General features: G+C 66.3%; 22 protein-coding genes and 1 tRNA gene. 18 read left to right on the forward strand and 5 right to left on the reverse strand.

Annotated elements, in window-relative coordinates:
- Positions 1 to 6: 6 nt before the first annotated feature.
- Genes L0963_RS16310 through L0963_RS16320 form a run of 3 tightly spaced genes read right to left on the reverse strand, consistent with a single transcriptional unit; the run spans position 7 to position 1841 of the window.
- A complete protein-coding gene (locus L0963_RS16310) occupies positions 7 to 1179 on the reverse strand; it encodes an NAD(P)/FAD-dependent oxidoreductase (protein ID WP_234180533.1) in 1173 nt (390 codons plus the stop codon).
- 9 nt (positions 1180 to 1188) lie between these two features.
- Complete coding sequence (locus L0963_RS16315) at positions 1189 to 1368, reverse strand: hypothetical protein (RefSeq protein ID WP_003052619.1); 180 nt, start codon at positions 1366 to 1368, stop codon at positions 1189 to 1191.
- Complete coding sequence (locus L0963_RS16320; RefSeq protein ID WP_062900855.1) at positions 1365 to 1841, reverse strand: GreA/GreB family elongation factor; 477 nt, start codon at positions 1839 to 1841, stop codon at positions 1365 to 1367. Before L0963_RS16320 ends, L0963_RS16315 begins: the two co-directional genes overlap by 4 nt.
- A gap of 150 nt (positions 1842 to 1991) precedes the next feature.
- On the opposite strand from L0963_RS16320, the gene L0963_RS16325 reads away from it, so the two are divergent.
- The 9 genes from L0963_RS16325 to L0963_RS16365 are packed head-to-tail and all read left to right on the forward strand — an operon-like array spanning position 1992 to position 7427.
- Positions 1992 to 2288: a BufA1 family periplasmic bufferin-type metallophore gene (locus L0963_RS16325; protein ID WP_234180534.1), complete on the forward strand. Its 297-nt coding sequence runs from the start codon at positions 1992 to 1994 to the stop codon at positions 2286 to 2288.
- A 9-nt stretch (positions 2289 to 2297) separates the two neighbouring features.
- The gene (bufB, locus tag L0963_RS16330; protein WP_260833921.1) at positions 2298 to 3173 is read left to right on the forward strand and encodes an MNIO family bufferin maturase; all 876 of its coding nucleotides are present in this window, start codon (positions 2298 to 2300) and stop codon (positions 3171 to 3173) included.
- Positions 3166 to 3882 carry an HvfC/BufC N-terminal domain-containing protein gene (locus tag L0963_RS16335; protein WP_234180537.1) on the forward strand — a complete coding sequence of 239 codons (717 nt, stop codon included), beginning with the start codon at positions 3166 to 3168 and terminating at the stop codon, positions 3880 to 3882. The genes bufB and L0963_RS16335 overlap by 8 nt, the downstream gene beginning before the upstream one ends.
- Before the next feature lies 1 nt (position 3883).
- The gene (locus L0963_RS16340) at positions 3884 to 4342 is read left to right on the forward strand and encodes a DoxX family protein (RefSeq protein WP_234180540.1); all 459 of its coding nucleotides are present in this window, start codon (positions 3884 to 3886) and stop codon (positions 4340 to 4342) included.
- The gene (locus tag L0963_RS16345) at positions 4339 to 4860 is read left to right on the forward strand and encodes a sigma-70 family RNA polymerase sigma factor (RefSeq protein ID WP_003052645.1); all 522 of its coding nucleotides are present in this window, start codon (positions 4339 to 4341) and stop codon (positions 4858 to 4860) included. Before L0963_RS16340 ends, L0963_RS16345 begins: the two co-directional genes overlap by 4 nt.
- Before the next feature lies 1 nt (position 4861).
- A complete protein-coding gene (locus L0963_RS16350) occupies positions 4862 to 5512 on the forward strand; it encodes an NrsF family protein (RefSeq protein ID WP_058812418.1) in 651 nt (216 codons plus the stop codon).
- Positions 5513 to 5570: 58 nt separating this feature from the next.
- Positions 5571 to 6329: a head GIN domain-containing protein gene (locus tag L0963_RS16355; protein ID WP_234180542.1), complete on the forward strand. Its 759-nt coding sequence runs from the start codon at positions 5571 to 5573 to the stop codon at positions 6327 to 6329.
- A 43-nt stretch (positions 6330 to 6372) separates the two neighbouring features.
- Complete coding sequence (locus L0963_RS16360) at positions 6373 to 7083, forward strand: head GIN domain-containing protein (RefSeq protein ID WP_234180544.1); 711 nt, start codon at positions 6373 to 6375, stop codon at positions 7081 to 7083.
- Positions 7084 to 7115: 32 nt separating this feature from the next.
- A complete protein-coding gene (locus tag L0963_RS16365) occupies positions 7116 to 7427 on the forward strand; it encodes a YdeI/OmpD-associated family protein (RefSeq protein WP_234180546.1) in 312 nt (103 codons plus the stop codon).
- A 14-nt stretch (positions 7428 to 7441) separates the two neighbouring features.
- On the opposite strand, the gene L0963_RS16370 is transcribed toward L0963_RS16365, so the two are convergent.
- Positions 7442 to 8290 carry a class I SAM-dependent methyltransferase gene (locus L0963_RS16370; RefSeq protein ID WP_234180547.1) on the reverse strand — a complete coding sequence of 283 codons (849 nt, stop codon included), beginning with the start codon at positions 8288 to 8290 and terminating at the stop codon, positions 7442 to 7444.
- On the opposite strand from L0963_RS16370, the gene L0963_RS16375 reads away from it, so the two are divergent.
- From L0963_RS16375 to L0963_RS16400, 6 genes are all read left to right on the forward strand, one after another.
- Complete coding sequence (locus L0963_RS16375) at positions 8289 to 9119, forward strand: ComF family protein (RefSeq protein ID WP_234180549.1); 831 nt, start codon at positions 8289 to 8291, stop codon at positions 9117 to 9119. The two genes, L0963_RS16370 and L0963_RS16375, sit on opposite strands and share 2 nt — an antisense overlap.
- Before the next feature lie 52 nt (positions 9120 to 9171).
- A complete protein-coding gene (grxC, locus tag L0963_RS16380) occupies positions 9172 to 9432 on the forward strand; it encodes a glutaredoxin 3 (protein ID WP_062767121.1) in 261 nt (86 codons plus the stop codon).
- Between the two features lie 3 nt (positions 9433 to 9435).
- The gene (locus L0963_RS16385; protein ID WP_234180551.1) at positions 9436 to 9903 is read left to right on the forward strand and encodes a DUF1178 family protein; all 468 of its coding nucleotides are present in this window, start codon (positions 9436 to 9438) and stop codon (positions 9901 to 9903) included.
- A gap of 48 nt (positions 9904 to 9951) precedes the next feature.
- Positions 9952 to 10028, forward strand: a tRNA-Arg gene (locus tag L0963_RS16390).
- A 75-nt stretch (positions 10029 to 10103) separates the two neighbouring features.
- The gene (locus L0963_RS16395; RefSeq protein ID WP_234180553.1) at positions 10104 to 10319 is read left to right on the forward strand and encodes a hypothetical protein; all 216 of its coding nucleotides are present in this window, start codon (positions 10104 to 10106) and stop codon (positions 10317 to 10319) included.
- A gap of 19 nt (positions 10320 to 10338) precedes the next feature.
- The gene (locus tag L0963_RS16400; protein WP_234180555.1) at positions 10339 to 11022 is read left to right on the forward strand and encodes a fumarylacetoacetate hydrolase family protein; all 684 of its coding nucleotides are present in this window, start codon (positions 10339 to 10341) and stop codon (positions 11020 to 11022) included.
- 34 nt (positions 11023 to 11056) lie between these two features.
- On the opposite strand, the gene L0963_RS16405 is transcribed toward L0963_RS16400, so the two are convergent.
- The gene (locus L0963_RS16405) at positions 11057 to 11863 is read right to left on the reverse strand and encodes an SDR family oxidoreductase (RefSeq protein ID WP_234180557.1); all 807 of its coding nucleotides are present in this window, start codon (positions 11861 to 11863) and stop codon (positions 11057 to 11059) included.
- 147 nt (positions 11864 to 12010) lie between these two features.
- Here L0963_RS16405 and L0963_RS16410 point away from each other — a divergent pair, with 147 nt between their 5' ends.
- The 3 genes from L0963_RS16410 (at position 12011) to secA (ending at position 15613) form a co-directional block, all read left to right on the forward strand.
- Positions 12011 to 12394 (forward strand): hypothetical protein, encoded by a 384-nt coding sequence (locus L0963_RS16410; protein WP_234180559.1) that lies wholly within the window; start codon positions 12011 to 12013, stop codon positions 12392 to 12394.
- A gap of 116 nt (positions 12395 to 12510) precedes the next feature.
- Complete coding sequence (locus tag L0963_RS16415; RefSeq protein ID WP_234180561.1) at positions 12511 to 12771, forward strand: hypothetical protein; 261 nt, start codon at positions 12511 to 12513, stop codon at positions 12769 to 12771.
- A gap of 106 nt (positions 12772 to 12877) precedes the next feature.
- Positions 12878 to 15613, forward strand: a complete 2736-nt coding sequence (gene secA / locus L0963_RS16420; RefSeq protein ID WP_003052744.1) for a preprotein translocase subunit SecA — start codon at positions 12878 to 12880, stop codon at positions 15611 to 15613.
- Positions 15614 to 15804: the final 191 nt, after the last annotated feature.

The raw sequence follows: 15804 nt of genomic DNA on the forward strand, positions 1-15804 counted from the left end.
TTTTTCCTAAAGGGCCTGACCCGCCGCGTATCCGCTGGCCCAGGCCCATTGAAAATTGTAGCCGCCCAGCCACCCGGTGACGTCCACGGCTTCGCCGACCGCATACAGTCCCGGCACGCTTTTGGCCATCATTGATTGCGACGAAAGATTCGCGGTCGAAATGCCGCCCACCGTCACCTCGGCCTTGGCAAAGCCTTCGGTGCCGTTCGGATGGAAGGTCCAGCGCGCGAGCCGCGCCTCCGCATCGGCAAGCCTGCGGTCGGTTTGCGCGCCGAGCTCGCCGGCCAACTCCAGCCGCTCGGCGAGCGTCTGCGCCAGCCGATCGGGCAGGGGCAGCGTTGCGGCGAGCGTGGCGCGTGGACGCGCGCGCTTTGCGTCGATCAGCCATCCGGGCGTGGCGGCGGGCAGGAAGTCGATCGTCACCGGATCGCCGGGACGCCAATAGCTGCTGATCTGGAGGATTGCCGGACCCGACAGACCCTTGTGGGTGAACAGCGCCGCTTCACGGAACGCCGCCTTGCCCGCGCGCGCCTCGACCGGGGTTGCGACGCCCGACAGTTCGCGGAACAACACATCGTCACCGCCGAGCGTCAGCGGGACGAGCGCGGGGCGCGGCTCGACGATTTTCAGGCCGAACTGGCGCGCCAGATCGTAAGCAAAGCCGGTCGCACCCATCTTCGGGATCGATGGGCCGCCGGTAGCGATGACGAGGTTGGGCGCGCGGACATGCCGGTCGCCGAAGTCGACGGAGAAGATGCCATCCGCATGCTTGACGGCGCGCACCGGCTGGCCGCAGCGGACTTCGACGCCGCCCTTTGCACATTCCTCGAGCAGCATCGCGACGATCTGTTTCGCCGACCCATCGCAGAACAGTTGGCCGAGCGTTTTTTCGTGATGCGCAATGCCATAGGCATCGACCAGCGCGATAAAATCGGCGGGCGTGTAGCGCGCGAGCGCCGATTTGGCGAAATGCGGATTCGCTGAAATATAGCGGTCGGGCGCTGTATGGATATTGGTGAAATTGCAGCGGCCGCCGCCCGAGATCAGGATTTTCTTGCCCACCTGCTCGGCATGGTCGAGCAAGAGAACGCGGCGACCCCTTTGCCCCGCGACCGCGGCGCACATCAGCCCGGCCGCGCCGGCACCCAGCACGATGGCATCATAATCGGTGGCGGTCATGCGGGGTGGTCAGCGCAGCTTTGCGATCGACAGGCCGTCGGCCTTGGCCCGGATTTTTACCGACTCTTCGCTCCGCGTCAGGGCCTTGGCGATGGCTTTGAGCGCCATGCCCTTTTTCGCCAGCGTGTGGAGCTTGTCGATTTCGGCGGCGGTCCACGGCTGCTTGTGGCGTTCGAACTTGTCCTTCATGCCATTTCCTCCGCATCGGGCGCGGCGGCAAGGACGGTGATGGCATCCTCGCGGCCCTGGAATTCGACGTTCTCGCCGACCTCGGCGCCCATCAGGGCGCGGCCGAGCGGCGCGGTGAAGGCGATCCGCCCTGCCGCCGGATCGGCTTCGTCATGCCCGACGATCGTCACGGCGCGCTCGGTACCTGCGAGCCGATAGCGTACCGCGCTGCCGACCCCGACGATCCCGTCCGCGGGCGCGGCCTGCACCTCCGCGGTCGCGTGGCGCGTGGCGACATAGCGCTGGCGGCGCTGCAATTTCTTGCGCGCATCGTCGGTTTCCGCCGCCGCGATGGCGGCTTCGATCTGCGCGAATTCTTCGCCGAGCAGACGGTGTCCGCGCGGGGTTACCAGATTGGCGCCCGGCGGGATCGGCCATTCGAAGACCGGTTCCATATGTTCGTCATCGCTTTCGCGGCGGAACGCTACGCTCACGTTTCTCTCTCGGTATCGGGGAGGGGAAAGGCTCCTTTGCCGTGCGAAGGTGGCGACAAGATGGCGCGCTGTAACCTTGCCGGGCGGCGCGGCGAATTTCCCTTCGATGCCATCCCCCCGCATCCCCCTTTGTTGTGAATGGAGTGAAGAATGAGCAATGTCGTGAAACTGTCGCTGGCCGCTTCGGCCGTTCTGGCCATGGCCGCCGGCGCGATGGCGCCGGGAACCGCTGCTGCGGCCGGAGCGACCGAAAAATGCTTCGGCGTCGCGCTGAAGGGCAAGAATGATTGCGCCGCCGGCCCGGGCACGAGCTGCGCCGGTACCTCGACCGTCAATTATCAGGGCAATGCCTGGAAGTCGGTTCCGGCGGGCACCTGCGTCAAGATGGGCGGCACGCTGACCGCGCATGAGGGCGATGCCAAGCCGGTGCCGCAAAAGAAGAGCTGAGCCCCCGCCGTGTCCGCCTCCACTACCCCCCGGCTACCCCGACGCGCCGGCATAGGACTGAAATCTCAGCATTATGCCGCGCTTCTTGCCGCGGTGGAGGCGGGCACGGCACCCGCCTGGGCCGAAATCCACCCCCAGAATTATTTCGGCCCGGGCGGGCCCCCGCATCGCTGGCTGACCGCGGTCGCCGAGCATATGCCGCTCAGCTTTCATTCGGTCGGCCTGTCGCTGGGGTCGTCGGGGGGCGTCGATCGCGGCGAGATCGATGCGCTGGCGGCGCTGTGCGCGCGCTATGTGCCTGCCATGGTGTCGGACCATCTGAGCTGGAGCAACGGCCCCGGTGACAAATTTCCCGACCTGTTGCCGATGCCCTATACCAGCGCCGCGCTCGCGCATTTAGCGGGCGAAGTGGCGCGCGTGCAGGACCGGCTCGGCCGCACGATCCTGATCGAAAATCCGTCGTGCTATCTTGCCTTTGCGGCAAGCAATTGGTGCGAGGTCGATTTCCTGCACGAACTGTGCCGCCGGACCGGCTGCGGCCTGTTGCTCGACATCAATAACATTCTCGTTTCCGCCCATAATCTGGATCGCGACCCCGAAGCCTGGCTTGACGCATTCGACCCGCGGCTGGTCGGCGAAATTCATGTGGCGGGCCATGCGGTAAAGCCCGATGGCGACGGCGGCACGATCGCCATCGACGATCATGGATCGCCGGTCGGCGCGGCCTGCTGGACTTTGCTCGACCGCTTTCTGCACCGGGCAGGGCCGACGCCGGTGCTCGTCGAATGGGACAGCGACGTTCCGGATTATGCGGTGCTACACGCCGAAGCCGTGCGCGCCGACACGCTCATCGCGGCCTGTTCACCCGTCACCGCCGATGCTTGAGCGCGATCAGGCCGCCATCACCGCGGCGATCAACGGCGGGCCCGACCATTTGCCCGACTGGCTGTTCGCGGGCGATCCGGCGCAGATCCTGCGCGGGCTGCGCGTCCATGCCAATACGATCTCGCACGCGCGGCTCGTCGCGCTGGAGGAGACGTTTCCGCTATGCCGCGATCTGCTGGGCGCCGAAACATTCAACCGGCTGTCGCGGTATTATGTCGAAACAAACGGCGCGCGGCGTCGGGCGTTGGCCGATATCGGCGCCGGCTTTGCCGACTGGCTGCGCGTAAAAGCACCGCCGCCCGCGCAGGACCTCGCCCGGATCGAATGGGCGTGGCTCGAATGTTATCACGCCGCGGACGCGCCCGCGCTGACCTTGGCCGAACTGGCGGGGCAGAGCGAGGCGGCGCTGCTGTCGCTGGCGGTCCGGCGGCATCCCGCCGCGCGGATCGTCCGCCTGTCGAGCGATGCAGCGGCGGCGCTCGACCCCGCGCTCGCGGCGGCACGGCTCGTGCTCCTCGCCCGGCCCGATGCGGAGGTGCGCGTTCACGCGCTTGCCCCTGCCGAAGCCGCGGCGCTGGCGCTGGCCGATGATTTCGGCCCGCTGCGTAACCTGATCGCGCTTCTTGCCGAAAAGCATCCGGGCGGCGGCGCGGCGATCGCGTCGCTGATTGCCGCCGGGGCGCTCGAAACGGCGCAGGAAGAAGGATAGCATGAAGCAGATTGTCGCATTTTACGATCGCGGCGTGGCGATCGTTTCGGGCCGGCTCGCCGAAAGTGTCGCCCTGCTGTTGCTGCGCGTCGCGCTGGGCGGCGTCTTCTGGCGATCGGGGCAGACGAAGGTGATCGAAGGGAGCTTCCTTACCATCGATCCCAACACTTATGATCTGTTCCGCAACGAATTTTCCGGCCTGCCGCTCGACGCATCGATCGCGGTGCCGCTGACGACCTGGGCCGAGCATATCTTCCCTGCGCTGTTGATCATCGGCCTTGCCACCCGCTTTTCGGCGGGCGCGCTGCTGGTGATGACGCTCGTCATCCAGATATTCGTCTTTCCAGACGCGTGGTGGCCGGTCCATTCGCTGTGGACCGCGATGGCCGCGATCCTGATCGTGCGCGGCGGCGGCCTGTTTTCCCTCGACGCCTTGCTTGTTAGGATGCGCGGGAAATGAGCCTCGACGAACCTTCGCTCGCGCGCCTGATGGCCGCTTCGCAGCGGGGGGATCGTGCGGCCTATCGCGCGCTGCTCGGCGATTGCCGGACATGGCTCGCGCGCTATTTCGCGCGGCGGATCGCGCCGCATCAGGTCGACGATCTGATTCAGGAAACTTTGGTGTCGATGCATCGCAAGCTGGCGACCTGGGACAGCGATCGCGCCTTTCTGCCGTGGCTCGCCGCCATCGCGCGCTATCGCTGGATCGACATGCTGCGCCGCCAGCGTGACGAGGCCGAGCTCGGCGACAATGACGCCGCCGTGGGCGCCGAGGACGAAGCGGTGCATGCGCGGCTCAGCCTCGATCATCTGCTCGCGCTGTTGCCGCCGAAACAGGCGCAGGCGATCACGCTGGTCAAGATCGAGGGCGCGTCGATCGCCGAGGCATCGCGGATTTGCGGGCAGAGCGAATCGCTGGTGAAGGTGAATATTCATCGCGGCTTGAAAAAGCTCAGCCAATATATTGAAAGCGAATGACATGACGGACGTATCGATCGACGATCTGATCGACGGCCTGGCCGATGATCTGAAGCCGATCCGGCCGCGCCGGCTGCTGCGCGGCGGGGCCTGGACCGCGGCGGCGTGGCTGATCGGCGGCGGCACCCTGCTGTGGCTGCTGGGGATGCGGCACGATCTGGCTCATGGTGCCTCTATGGCGCCGATGCCGATGTTCGCCTTCTGGCTGATCGTCGCGCTGGGACTGGCCGCAACCTGGAGCGCCTTGCGCATGGGGCTGCCCGGAGTCGGGCGCGACTATAGCGGGTGGCGCTGGGCCGGGCTCGCGGCGCTCGCGCTGCCGCTGACGGCGCTCGTCGTCGGGCTGGGCGATACCCATGCGGCGATGCACGGGATGGACCCGCACGGCGGGATGCGCTGCACGCTCGACGGACTGGTTGCCGGGCTCGGGGTCGGAGCCGCGCTGTTCGCGTGGTTGAAGGGCGGTGCCCCGACCTCGCTCGAACGCGCCGGCTGGGTTGTCGGGGTCGCGGCAGGTGCGGCGGGTGCGGCGGTGCTCGCGCTTCATTGTTCGTCGGACAATATGGTCCATATCGCGCTGTGGCACGGGCTTGTCGTCATCCTGTCGGCGATTGCCGGGCGCCTGATCCTGCCGCCGCTGCTGCGCTGGTAGGACGGACTGGACAGTGTGTCCCCTCTGTGTTAGGCGACTAATACAGAGGAGATTGATGATGCGAAACCGGTTGATTGGCGTTTTGCCGCTGGCGCTTGTGATGGCGACCGCGGCCTGTGGCGGATCTTTCACGATCGACAGCGACAAGGACAGCAAGTCGGGTGCCCGCGATGCGGGACCGGTTACCACCCGCGGCTTCGCGCTGAACGGCTTCACCGGCGTCAAGGTCACCGGCCCCGACGATGTCACGATTCGCCAGGGCGACGCCTTCGCCATCACGGCCAAGGGGCCGCAAGGCGAGCTCGACCAGCTCGAGATCGTGACCGACGGCTCGACATTGTCGATCGGCCGCAAGCGCGACGGCTTCAGCTTCGGCGGGCGCGACCATGAGGGTGTCGAGATCAGCATCACCATGCCGAAACTGTCGATGCTGCGCCTGACCGGATCGGGTTCGATCGACGCCGACAGCGTCGATGGCGACGCGCTGGAGGCGACGGTGACCGGATCGGGCGACCTCAAGGTCGCGAAGATGACCGGACAGAGCGCTAAAATCGCGATCTCGGGGTCTGGCGACGTCGATATCGGCGGCGGTACGGTCAATTCGGGCGCGATCAGCGTGACCGGATCGGGCGACGTCGATGCCAAGGGGCTTGCGGCGCAGACGCTCGACGTGTCGGTCGCGGGATCGGGCAATGTCGAAGGACAGGCGAGCGGCACCGCGTCGATCAATATCCTGGGGTCGGGCGATGTGACGCTGACCGGTGGCGCGACCTGCACCTCGCGCGAAATGGGATCGGGAACCGCAACCTGCAAATGATCGCGCGCTGGTGCCGCCGCCGCGAACCGGTTAAGGCAGCGGCATGACCAGCATCATGCGATGGGCCGCGATCGCGGCGACCGCCCTCTTGTCCGCTGCGTCGGCGCACGCCGCCGAAAAGCGCTTCGGCCTCACCAGTTTCGCGGCGATCGAAGTCGGCGCCGATGTCGATGTCGAGGTGGTGGCACGCGCGCCGGTGAGCGCCGTGGCAACGGGATCGCAGGATGCGCTCGACCGGCTGACCGTCGAAAATCGCGACGGACGGCTGGTGATCGGGATGCGCCAGTTCGCGGGTGACGACCGCCGCGGCAGTTCGCCGGGCGCGGTGCTGCTCCGCATCAACGCCGCGACGCTGCAATCGGCAACGCTGGTCGGTGCGGGGTCGCTTCACATCGACGGGATGAAGGGCCAGCGCGTCGCACTCGGACTGCGCGGTCCGGGCAAGCTGAGCGTCGACGCGGTCGATACCGACCGGTTGGCGGTCGCGATGATCGGCAACGGCACGCTGACGCTCGCCGGCAAGGCGAAGCAGGCGCAGATGACGCTATCGGGTTCGGGAGTCGTCGATGCCGGCAAGCTGGCGGTCGACGGACTGATTTCGGACAGCGAAGGGACGGGCGACCATATCTTCAACGCGGTCAAATCGGCCGCGATCACCACGCGCGGCAGCGGCAAGACCGTGGTGCTGGGGCGCCCCGTCTGCACCGTGCGCAACGTCGGCACCGGCACGGTGGCGTGCGGCAGGGCGCGCTAGGGCGCGCGGCGGGACACGGAAGGGACGCTGGCGTGAGCGATGATTTTCTTCAGGGCACCGTGCATCAGGCGGCCGACGATATGCAGGCCGCGATATGCGCCGATCCGGCGGTCTTCGCGCTGTGGCAAGGGCTGACGCCGCTCGGGCGCAATGAATTCATCTGCTGGGTGGAAGATGCGAAGCAGGCGCCGACGCGCGCCCGGCGCATCGGCCGGACCGTCGAGGAGTTGCAGGAAGGCAAGAAGCGCCCCTGCTGCTGGGCGGGGTGCATCCACCGCACCGACAAGGCGCCAAGCCGGTGGCAACAGGCGGTGCTGATCGACGGCAAGGCGAAGGCGCGCTAGGCTGAGCGGCCGACCTAGGGCCGGGGAGACAGCGCGTCGATCAGCGACGCCGTGCCGCTGCCGCGGCGGGCGGGACGGGGCTGGTCGGGGTGCGGCGCCCAGCCGCTGAAATGGATGATACGGAATTGCTCGGCGATGCGGCCGTCGGGGTCGGCGCCTTCGGAAAAGGCGGCCGCGATGCGCGCAGCTTCGGCGCGTGTCAGCGGCAGCGGCGTCGGCGTGAGGCGGCTCGTGAGGCCCGCCGCGCGCAGATCGCGCACAAGCCCCGGCAGCGCCGCATAGCGCACGGTCAGCGCCTCGACATCGACGACGGGCAACGCAAAGCCGGTGCGCTGGAGCAGATTGCCCATCGCCGCAAGGTCGATCTGCGGATGCATCCGCGCGATGGTGCGCACGCCCTCTGCCATCGTCGCACGGCGCAGGCGCGGCAGGCTGCCGTCGCCGACAAAGGCGCCGAGCAGCAGGCCATCGGGCGCCAGCAGCGCGCGCAGCCGTACAAGCGCACCCGGAACGTCGTTCACGGCGTCGAGACCGCCGGGCCAGACGATCAGATCATATTGGCCGAGCGGCAGGTCGATCGCATCGACCTCACCCACCATCGCGCCGGTCGCCGCGGCGAGCCGCGGTCCGGCCTCGAAGAGGTCGAGCGCCCGCCCGCGCGCGCGCAGCGCATCGGCAAGCGCCGCATCGTGGGCGCCGATCAGCAAGATGCGGTCGAAGTCGCGCGTGACCATGTCCAGCCGGTCGAGAAGCGTTTCAGCCAAGATTGGAGCAAGGAAATTGGCGTCGGGGGGCAGGCGCGCCAGCCGGTCGCGCTGGGCGCGGTGGCGGGCGGCGGAAAAGAGCGACGGCGGCTGCGACATGGGCGCGCTTGTGCCGCCGGGCGCGATGTTTCACAAGAGGCCGATGGCGACGATGGCCGAAGACAGCGAGGATGATGCGCCGGCGCCGGCGGCACCTGCTCTGTCGCGCGGCATTCGCCGACTGGGCACGGCGCTGCTCGATTATGCGCTGCCGCCGCGTTGTCCGGGGTGCGGCCTGGTAGTGGGTGAGGTCGGGCAGTTCTGCCTCGATTGCTGGAATTCGCTGCATTTTCTGGATGGCCCTTCGTGCGCCCGCTGTTCGGTGCCGCTGCCGACGGCGCTCCCCGGCGTCGCGAGCGAATGCGGGGCGTGCCTGGCCGATCCGCCCCCGTTCGACGGCGCGCCAGCGGCTTTGGCCTATGGGCCCGTCGCACGGACGGTGGCGCTACGGCTCAAATATGGACGGCGCCTTGGCCATGCCCGGCTGATGGCGCGCCTTATGGCGCGGCCTTTCGAGGCGCTGGCGGGCGAAGCCGAACCGCTGCTCGTGCCCGTTCCGTTGCACCGCTGGCGGCTCTGGTCGCGCGGCTTCAATCAGGCGGCGCTGATCGCCGACGAGTTGGCGCGGCTCACCGGCGCGGCGCATGATCCGCATCTGCTCGTCCGGCGCAAGGCGACCGCGGCACTGCGCGGCAAGGGGCGCCGCGAGCGCGAGAAGATCGTTGCGGGGGCCTTTGCGCTGGCGCCCGATGCCAAGACGCGCGCCGCGGGCCGGCATCTCATTCTCATCGATGATGTGCATGCGAGCGGGGCGACGCTGCGCGCGCGTGTCGGCGCTCTGCTGGGCGCGCGTCGTCCACGACGTGCCGGTCAATGCCGCGCCATTTGACTTTGCGGCGCTCGATTCCGATATGCAGCGGTGAAAGGATGAAATCAGTCCCATGGCCAGGATCGAAGTCTATACCAAATTCCTCTGCCCCTATTGCACGCGGGCGAAGGCGCTGCTCGAGAACAAGGGCGCCGCGTTCGAGGAGATCGACGTGACGATGGACCGCGCCGGGTTCGACGCGATGGTCGCACGGGCTGGCGGTCGCCGCACGGTGCCGCAGGTGTTCATCGATGGCCAGCATATCGGCGGCAGCGACGATCTGGCGGCGCTCGATGCGCGGGGTGGGCTCGACCCGCTGCTCGGCGCGGGCTGACCCTTGATTGTCTTCGATCTCTGCTGCGACGCCGGGGATCACCGGTTCGAGGCCTGGTTCGCGAGCAGCGACAGCTTCGCCGACCAGCAGGCCCGCGGCCTGATCGCCTGTCCGGTGTGCGGCGATAGCCGGGTGAAGAAGGCGGTGATGGCGCCGCGCATCGGCGCCAAGTCGAACCAGCAGGCGGTCGCCGCGCCGACACCCGCACCGGCACCCGATGCGCCGCCGTCCGCCGAAATGGTCCGCACCGTCCTGGCGGCGATTGCCGCGAAGCAGGCCGAGATGTTGCCGCAGTCGCGCTGGGTCGGACGCGATTTTGCCGATGCCGCGCGTGCGATGCACGAAGGCCGCGCGCCCGAAAACCTGATCCACGGACAAACCTCGCCCGAAGAGGCGCAGGCGCTGCATGACGACGGGATCGCCGCCATGCCACTCCTCGTCCCGATCGCGCCGCCCGGCGCGATCAACTGACCGCGCCGATTGACGCTGCGCGCCTTGCCCCGCTAAACGAGCGCCGACGCGCCCGTAGCTCAGCAGGATAGAGCATCAGATTCCTAATCTGGGGGCCACAGGTTCGAATCCTGTCGGGCGCACCACATGCGATATGAGATTGATATAATCATTTAGATTATGAGAACGGTCGGGACGATCGACGCCGTTCTGCGCGCTTCGTGCAGACGATTGCCACCGGGCGGCTGGAAGAGGGCGCGGCGGGTGACTTTGTAGTCGCCGGCGCGGCGACGCTGGTCGCGGCGAACGGCAAGCTCTATGGCTTCTGGTATCGCCCCGAAGACAAGATGGGCAGCCCGTGGAATGCGGTGAGGGAAGGCGGCCTTGCGGGCGCCGACCTCGGCAAGTGTCGCGCGGCGCTCTATCCGTCTTCCTGATATCGAGGACGCCCTTTTCATGACCCTGCCATTTGCCGTTGCAGCACCTACTGCCGAGATTGCCGGCAGCGCCGATCGCTTTCCGGTTCGCCGTATTTTTTGCGTCGGCAAGAATTACGCCGATCATGCGCGCGAAATGGGCGGCGATCCGACGCGTGAGCCGCCCTTCTTCTTTTCGAAGCCCGCCGACGCGCTGGTCGGAGCGACCGCCGACATCGCGATGCCGCCGCGCACCGACAATCTGCATCACGAGATCGAGCTGGTGGTGGCGCTGGGCAAAGGCGGTGCGAATATCGCGGCGGCCGACGCTCTGTCGCACGTCTTCGGCTATGCCGTCGGCAACGACCTGACGCGCCGCGATCTTCAGGCCGAGGCCAAGGCGGGCGGGCGGCCCTGGGACATGGCGAAGGGTTTCGACCACAGCGCCGTGCTGTCGCCGATCGTCCCCGTGGTCGCGGTCGGTCATCCGGCAAGCGCGCGGATCTGGCTGTCGGTCAATGGCGAGGCGCGGCAGGAGGGCGACATCGCCGACATGATCTGGCCGGTAGCCGACATCATTGCCGAGCTGTCGGCCTATGTCGAACTGCGGCCCGGCGACCTGATCTACACCGGCACGCCCGCGGGGGTGGGCCGTATCGTCCGGGGCGATGTCGTCGAAGGCGGTGTCGATGGCGTCGGGACCATCGCCAACCGCTTTCTATAAAGGTTTCGGCACAGCCGGAAAGCCGACCAGCGCGTCAGTGCGCCGCGGCGCCGCCGAGGCCGTCGATCTTTTTCGATTGCTTGGCGATCAGGCCGGGGAAGAAGCGCGCGAGGGGGCCGAGGCGGCGCGCCATCTTGCCGACGGGGACATGCACGCGGTCGCCGTGAACGGCATCCCACGCTGCCTTTGCGACATCTTGCACCGGCGAGATTTCGAAACCGCTCGCCGACAGGCGGTCGCGGGCCGGCTCGTTGCTGTCGGCGCTGACCTGATCGAGCAAAGGCGTGTCGATGAAGCCGGGCATCAGCGAGCGAACCTTGATCCCGTATTTGGCGAACTCGATCTCCAGCCCCTCGGTCAGCCCGCGCACCGCGAACTTCGTCGCCGAATAGACGGCAAGCCCGGCGACGCCATAGAAGCCCGACGCCGATCCGGTGTTGAGGATCGCCGATCCGGGGGTCGCGCGCAGCAACGGCATCGCCATGTAGATGCCGTTGACGACGCCGCCGAAATTGATCGCAATCAGCCGGTCCGCCTCTTCGGGCGGCATGTCGAGGAACTGGCCGCCCGATCCGATACCGGCGTTGTTGAACAGGACGTCGAGGCGACCGCCGCTCGCGGCTGCGAATTCGGCAAGGGCAGCTTTCCATTGGTCGCGGTCGCGTACGTCCATGACATGGCGCGACGAGGCGCCTTCGGGAAGCAGCGCGGCGGTTTCGTCGATGCCCTGTTTGTTGACGTCGGCGATCCCGACGAACCAACCCTGCGCCGCGAAATATTGCGCGGTGGCACGGCCGATGCCCGATCCGCCGCCGGTGATGAATATCGCCTTCCGTGCCATCCCGTCCTCCCTGACATGTTTGTCAGTAGAGAACAGGCGAAGTTGACGCGCCCGTCAAGCGCAATCGCGGCGCCCGGCGCAAACGGGCTTTGACAGCGATGCGCGCGGCGATATGGAGCAAGTGGGGTCGCAGGGGAGTGTCAGACGATGAACAGGCTGTTTTTGGCCGCCGCACTGGCGGTCGTTTCGATCCCAACGGCTGCAACCGCACAGGCTCCGAATGCCGCGCCGACGATCGGCGACTATGTCGCGGCCATGCGCACGACAATCGGGACGGTATTCGAGGGCGGTATCCAGATTCAAGCCGTGGACGCCGAAGACAATACGCTGGTGATTACGGTCACCGGACCCGACGGATGGCGGGCCGACGCAACGCCGCAACAGGTTTCCGACGCCCTCGTCACGGGCTTCTGCGAAACCTCGCCCGAATTCTTCCGGTCCAGCCACATCACGATGCGCGTCGATTCGATCGATATGAAGGCCAAGACGAAGGGGCCGGTGGTCACGGATTGCCCATCGGGCGGCGCGTGAGGGCGTCGCACGTCGTTGCGCCGCCTCTGGACGTCCGCCTCCTTTCACCCTATGTTCATGCACCAGCGCGCTATATGCGGCGCGTTGGATTGGAATAGGGGCGATTCTTGCGGTTATTGCTGACCCTTTTGGCGCTGCTCACCGGCTTCGCGACTGCGGACCGGGCGATGGCGGCGCCTGCCACGCCCGTGGCAATGGGGTCGCTGGTCCTGCTCGCCGAAAGCGCGAACAAGGCCGAGGCGACCGATAGCGAACGCCGACCGACCACGACGGCCCCGACCCGCCGCACGACGAGCGGCGGTAGCGGCAAGCCGCGCAAGGCGGCTCCGCCGCATCTTCCCGGCCTCCTCACCGGCAGCGACCGCGCGCTCGAATAGCCTTTCGGCATTGCCCTGACGGGCCAGGCTCCGATGATCGGGGCCTTTTTCTGCATATTCGTGCGGCGCGTCCGCCACCCTTTTCGATAATCCAAGGAAATCCGCCATGTTCGGCAGCATTGCCAAGAGCCTGTTCGGCTCGTCCAACGACCGCTACGTCAATTCGATCCGCAAGACCGTCGCCAAGATCAACGCCTTCGAGCCCGAAATGGAAGCGAAGAGCGACGAGGAATTGAAGGCGCAGACCCCGAAGTTCCGCGCCCGGCTCGATGCCGGCGAAACGCTCGACGACATCCTGCCCGAAGCCTTTGCGACGGTTCGCGAAGCGGCAAAGCGCACGCTCGGCATGCGCCATTTCGACGTGCAGATGATTGGCGGCATCGTCCTCCACCGCGGCGAAATCGCCGAAATGGCGACGGGCGAAGGCAAGACGCTGATGGCCACTTTGCCCTGCTATCTGAATGCGCTCGAGAGCAAGGGCGTTCACGTCGTCACCGTGAACGATTATCTGGCCCGCCGCGACGCCGAGTGGATGGGCACCGTTTATGGCTTTCTGGGGCTGACGACCGGGATCATCGTTCCCAACCTCAACGAAACCGAACGCCGCGCCGCCTATAACAGCGACATCACCTATGCGACGAACAACGAGCTGGGTTTCGATTATCTGCGCGACAACATGAAATATGACCGCGGCCAGATGGTCCACCGCCCGTTCAATTTCGGCATCGTCGACGAAGTCGATTCGATCCTGATCGACGAAGCGCGTACGCCGCTGATCATCTCCGGCCCGACCGACGACAAATCCGAACTCTATATCCGCGTCAACGAAGTGGTCCTTCAGCTCGGCGAAGAGGATTATGAGAAGGACGAAAAGGCGAAGTCGATCAGCCTGACCGAAGAAGGCACCGAGCATGTCGAGCGATTGCTCGAAAACGCCGGGCTGCTCCAGGGCAGCAACCTCTACGATATCGAGAACACGCAGGTCGTCCATCACGTCAACCAGGCGCTGAAAGCCATCGTGATGTTCCGCCGCGACACCGACTATATCGTCAAGGACGGCAAGGTCGTTATCATCGACGAATTCACCGGCCGCATGATGGATGGCCGCCGCTGGTCCGACGGCCTGCACCAGGCGGTCGAGGCGAAGGAGGGCGTGAATATCGAGCCCGAAAACCAGACGCTCGCCTCGATCACCTTCCAGAATTATTTCCGCATGTATCCCAAGCTGAGCGGGATGACCGGCACCGCGGCGACCGAGGCGGCCGAATTCTTCGAAATCTACAAGATGAACGTCGTCACCATCCCGACGAACCGCCCGATCGCGCGCATCGATGAGGAAGATGAATTCTACAAGAATATCACCGACAAGTTCGGCGCGATCGCACGCACGATCCGCGATGCGAACGAGCGCGGCCAGCCGGTGCTGGTCGGCACGGTGTCGATCGAGAAGTCCGAGCTTCTGTCCTCCTATCTCGAAAAGGAAGGCGTGCCGCACAGCGTCCTCAACGCGCGCTTCCATGAAAGCGAAGCGCATATCGTCGCGCAGGCCGGCCGCGCCGGCGCGGTGACGATCGCGACGAACATGGCGGGCCGCGGCACCGACATCAAACTCGGCGGCAGCGAAGAATTCCGCATTGAGGACGAGCTGAAGGACATGCCCGAAGGCGCCGAACGCGACGCCGCCGAGGCGCGAATCCGCGAGGAAGTCGCCGCCGAGCGAGAGGCGGTGAAGGCCGCCGGCGGGTTGTTCGTGCTCGCCACCGAGCGCCACGAAAGCCGCCGCATCGACAACCAGCTGCGTGGCCGTTCCGGCCGTCAGGGCGACCCCGGCCTGTCGAAATTCTACCTCTGCCTCGACGACGATCTGCTTCGCATCTTCGGTCCCGACACGCTGTTCGCCAAGATGATGAACAAGAATCTCGAGGATGGCGAAGCGATCGGATCGAAGTGGCTGTCGAAGGCGATCGAGACCGCGCAGAAGAAGGTCGAGGCGCGCAACTACGACATCCGCAAGCAGGTGGTCGAATATGACAACGTCATGAACGACCAGCGCAAGGTGATCTACGAACAGCGCGGCGAGATCATCGACAGCGAAACGGTCGATGACGCGATGACGGCGATGCGTGCCGAAACGGTCAATGCGATCGTCGCCGATGCGTGCCCGCCGGGCAGCTATCCCGAGCAATGGGACATCGAGGCGATGAAGGAGCGGGTGGCGAACATCCTCGACCTCAGCCCGCCGTTCGATGAATGGATGCAGGAAGATGCGGTCGACGCCGAAATCTTCGAGGAGCGCATCCAGCAGATGGCCGACGCGGCCGCCGCCGAAAAGGCGGCGCAAGTCGACCAGGAAAGCTGGCGCGGTATCGAAAAGTCGATCCTGCTCCAGACGCTGGACCATCATTGGAAGGACCATCTCGCGACGCTTGACGCATTGCGGCAGGCGATCTTCCTGCGCGCCTATGCGCAAAAGCAGCCGATCAACGAATATAAGGCCGAGGCTTTCGGGCTGTTCGAACGGATGCTGCAGAATATCCGCGAGGATGTGACGCGCACCGTGGCGCGGATCGATTTCCAGTTCCAGGAACCCGAACCGATGCCGTTACCCGACCTGCCGGACTTCCTGACGACGCACATCGATCCCTTCACGGGCGAGGACAACAGTGCCGATATAGACGGCGGATCGCTGGGCGTGATCGCCGACACGCTGCCGCCGATGCAGGTGCCGCGCCCCGATCTTCCCGAAGGCGAAAATCCCTATGCCGCGCTGGAGATCAGCCGCAACGCGCCGTGCCCCTGTGGTTCGGGCCGCAAGTACAAGCACTGCCACGGGCAGCTTTGACGGCATAGGACGGCGGGGCCGCGCGCCGGTGCGCGCGGCCCTTCGCGCCGTGACGAGGCCGCTTGCCATCGCGCGGCGGCGCGATTAGCATCTTTCCCATAAGCTTGGTGGCCGCGTAGCCGCCGGGCGACGTAGCAGGTCGGAACAGGGCGCCGCGTTTATCGTGCGCGGTTGGCGTAGCTGTTGCGTGG

Source organism: Sphingopyxis sp. NFH-91, from assembly GCF_021401285.1.
In the GTDB taxonomy this organism is placed as follows: Bacteria; Pseudomonadota; Alphaproteobacteria; order Sphingomonadales; family Sphingomonadaceae; genus Sphingopyxis; species Sphingopyxis terrae_A.

Excerpts from the sequence above, each read along its gene's own strand:
- L0963_RS16360 (WP_234180544.1), top strand. The coding sequence starts at position 6,373 with ATGACCAGCATCATGCGATGGGCCGCGATCGCGGCGACCGCCCTCTTG.
- L0963_RS16410 (WP_234180559.1), top strand. The coding sequence starts at position 12,011 with ATGAACAGGCTGTTTTTGGCCGCCGCACTGGCGGTCGTTTCGATCCCA.
- L0963_RS16350 (WP_058812418.1), top strand. The coding sequence starts at position 4,862 with ATGACGGACGTATCGATCGACGATCTGATCGACGGCCTGGCCGATGAT.
- L0963_RS16370 (WP_234180547.1), bottom strand. The coding sequence starts at position 8,290 with ATGTCGCAGCCGCCGTCGCTCTTTTCCGCCGCCCGCCACCGCGCCCAG.
- L0963_RS16400 (WP_234180555.1), top strand. The coding sequence starts at position 10,339 with ATGACCCTGCCATTTGCCGTTGCAGCACCTACTGCCGAGATTGCCGGC.
- L0963_RS16325 (WP_234180534.1), top strand. The coding sequence starts at position 1,992 with ATGAGCAATGTCGTGAAACTGTCGCTGGCCGCTTCGGCCGTTCTGGCC.
- L0963_RS16340 (WP_234180540.1), top strand. The coding sequence starts at position 3,884 with ATGAAGCAGATTGTCGCATTTTACGATCGCGGCGTGGCGATCGTTTCG.
- L0963_RS16375 (WP_234180549.1), top strand. The coding sequence starts at position 8,289 with ATGGGCGCGCTTGTGCCGCCGGGCGCGATGTTTCACAAGAGGCCGATG.
- secA (WP_003052744.1), top strand. The coding sequence starts at position 12,878 with ATGTTCGGCAGCATTGCCAAGAGCCTGTTCGGCTCGTCCAACGACCGC.
- L0963_RS16355 (WP_234180542.1), top strand. The coding sequence starts at position 5,571 with ATGCGAAACCGGTTGATTGGCGTTTTGCCGCTGGCGCTTGTGATGGCG.
- L0963_RS16310 (WP_234180533.1), bottom strand. The coding sequence starts at position 1,179 with ATGACCGCCACCGATTATGATGCCATCGTGCTGGGTGCCGGCGCGGCC.
- L0963_RS16405 (WP_234180557.1), bottom strand. The coding sequence starts at position 11,863 with ATGGCACGGAAGGCGATATTCATCACCGGCGGCGGATCGGGCATCGGC.
- L0963_RS16345 (WP_003052645.1), top strand. The coding sequence starts at position 4,339 with ATGAGCCTCGACGAACCTTCGCTCGCGCGCCTGATGGCCGCTTCGCAG.
- grxC (WP_062767121.1), top strand. The coding sequence starts at position 9,172 with ATGGCCAGGATCGAAGTCTATACCAAATTCCTCTGCCCCTATTGCACG.
- L0963_RS16315 (WP_003052619.1), bottom strand. The coding sequence starts at position 1,368 with ATGAAGGACAAGTTCGAACGCCACAAGCAGCCGTGGACCGCCGCCGAA.
- L0963_RS16335 (WP_234180537.1), top strand. The coding sequence starts at position 3,166 with ATGCTTGAGCGCGATCAGGCCGCCATCACCGCGGCGATCAACGGCGGG.